Origin of the sequence: Acidovorax sp. HMWF018, assembly GCF_003061035.1 — a bacterium.
Classification (GTDB): domain Bacteria; phylum Pseudomonadota; class Gammaproteobacteria; order Burkholderiales; family Burkholderiaceae_C; genus Acidovorax; species Acidovorax delafieldii.
This window is the reverse complement of sequence record NZ_QAIM01000595.1, coordinates 6,941-9,034: the sequence shown is the minus strand read 5'-3', so window position 1 is coordinate 9,034 and position 2,094 is coordinate 6,941. Positions and strand designations below refer to the sequence as shown.

2 protein-coding genes are annotated in these 2,094 nt (G+C 67.0%); both read right to left on the bottom strand.

All coding sequences use genetic code 11. The features are described 5' to 3' along the window. Nucleotides 1–22 precede the first annotated feature (22 nt). Complete coding sequence (locus tag DBR23_RS25325; RefSeq protein ID WP_003111089.1) at nucleotides 23–487, bottom strand: ribbon-helix-helix protein, CopG family; 465 nt, start codon at nucleotides 485–487, stop codon at nucleotides 23–25. Beyond that, nucleotides 484–2,094, bottom strand: a 1,611-nt coding sequence (locus DBR23_RS25320) for a conjugal transfer protein TraG (RefSeq protein WP_233250740.1), incomplete at its 5' end; no start/stop codon positions are given. The genes DBR23_RS25325 and DBR23_RS25320, both read right to left, overlap by 4 nt.

Genomic DNA, 2,094 nt, shown 5'->3' with positions numbered 1-2,094 from the left:
GTCATGGACTGCGGAACGGCACTCATGACGCACGCTCCTGCGCTTGCGCGGCTGCCGCCGCGTCTTCCATCCGCATCGGGTCGGGATGCAGTTCCTCCACCACGTCGCGCACCAGGCTGCGGCCCCGCAGCAGGTGGCGGCCAAGCTGCTCGGTGAACTGCTCGAAGCGCGCTTTGCCCTGCGCGCGTGCCGCGTCTTGGTGCGCCTCGGGGACTGGTGTGCTGACCGTGAGGTAGTAGCGAATGAACAGCGCCAGCGTTTCGATGGCGATGTTCTGGTCGCGCTCCATGCGCTCGGCCTGGCGCGACAGGCGATCCAGCCGCTTGGCGATGGCCGCTTCGCGCTGGTCGGCGGCATCGGGCGACAGCCACGATGCGAGCGCCGCCGCGACGATGGACGACTTGGACACGCCTTTCTTGGCGGCAAGCTCATCGAGCCGCTTGGCGTGCTCGGGCTGGATAAAGAGGTTCAGGCGGTAGTGGCTCATAGCTCGATTCCGTCGTTGGGGTCGAGGGAAGCCAGCCGGGCCGTGCGCTGCATGGCTGGATCAAGCTGGCGAGGAAGGGGAAGCGGCAGGTCGTCGTCGTCATCGAGCAGCCCAAGGTCGGCCGCAGGCGCGGCCAGCACGGGGTCGTAGGCGACGGTTTCGGAGAGTTCGGGCTGACGGCATGGGCCGCCGTCGTCGGTGCTGTCCAAGTCGTCGGCGGATGCCGTGCCCGGTGCTGCCGGCATCAGCGGAATCGCCAGCCCGCTCCAGTCATCGGGCCGCGATGGCGGCGCGTCGGCGTACTGCCCGTCCGCCAGCGCGGGCGGCGGCAGCACGCGACGCTTGAAGTTGCTGTCCACGTAGTAGCGCAGCTTCTTCGCCTTGATCGGCGCCATGCTGGACACCATCACCACTGCCTCGTCGGGTGGAAGCTGCATGACTTCGCCCGGCGTCAGCAGCGGGCGGGCCGTCTCCTGGCGCGACACCATCAGGTGGCCCAGCCACGGCGCGAGCCGATGGCCCGCGTAGTTGCGCTGGGCACGCAGCTCGGTGGCCGTGCCCAGCGTCTCGGAGATCCGCTTGGCGGTGCGTTCGTCGTTCGTGGCGAACGTCACGCGCACATGGCAGTTGTCGAGAATCGAATGGTTCTGGCCGTAGGCTTTGTCGATCTGGTTGAGCGACTGCGCGATGAGGAAGCTGCGGATGCCGTATCCGGCCATGAAGGCCAGTGCCGTCTCGAAGAAGTCCAAGCGCCCCAGCGCCGGGAACTCGTCGAGCATCAGCAGCAGCTTGTGGCGGCGCTCGATGCCATCGGAGCCATCGAGCGATTCGGAGAGGCGCCGACCGATCTGGTTGAGGATCAGGCGAATGAGCGGCTTCGTCCGCGAAATGTCCGAAGGCGGCACCACCAGGTACAGCGACACAGGATGCGCTGCCGCGATCAGGTCTGCGATGCGCCAGTCGCAGCGCGAAGTGACTTCGGCCACCGTGGGATCGCGGTACAGGCCGAGGAACGACATGGCCGTGGACAGCACGCCCGAGCGTTCGTTGTCGCTCTTGTTGAGGACTTCACGCGCCGCCGACGCGACGACCGGATGCGCCCCATCGCCGAGGTGCGGCGTGGTCATCATCCGATGCAAGGTCAGCTCGAAGGGGCTGGCCGGGTCGCTAAGGAAGTTGGCGACGCCGCGCAGCGTCTTGTCCTTGCCCGCGTAGAGCACATGCAGGATGGCCCCGACCAGCAGTGCGTGGCTGGTCTTTTCCCAATGGTTTCGCTTCTCCAGCGCGCCTTCGGGATCAACCAGAATGTCCGCGATGTTCTGCACGTCGCGCACCTCATGCGCGCCGCGCCGTACCTCCAGCAGCGGGTTGTAGGCCGCCGACTTCGCATCGGTCGGGTTGAACAGCAGGCAATGTGAGAAGCGCGAGCGCCAGCCGGCGGTGATCTGCCAGTTCTCGCCCTTGATGTCGTGGATGACGGCGGATGCGGGCCAGGACAGCAAGGTGGGCACCACCAGGCCCACGCCCTTGCCGGAGCGCGTGGGCGCGAAGGTCAGGACATGTTCCGGGCCTTCATGCCGCAGGTACTGGCGGTCATGCTGGCCCAG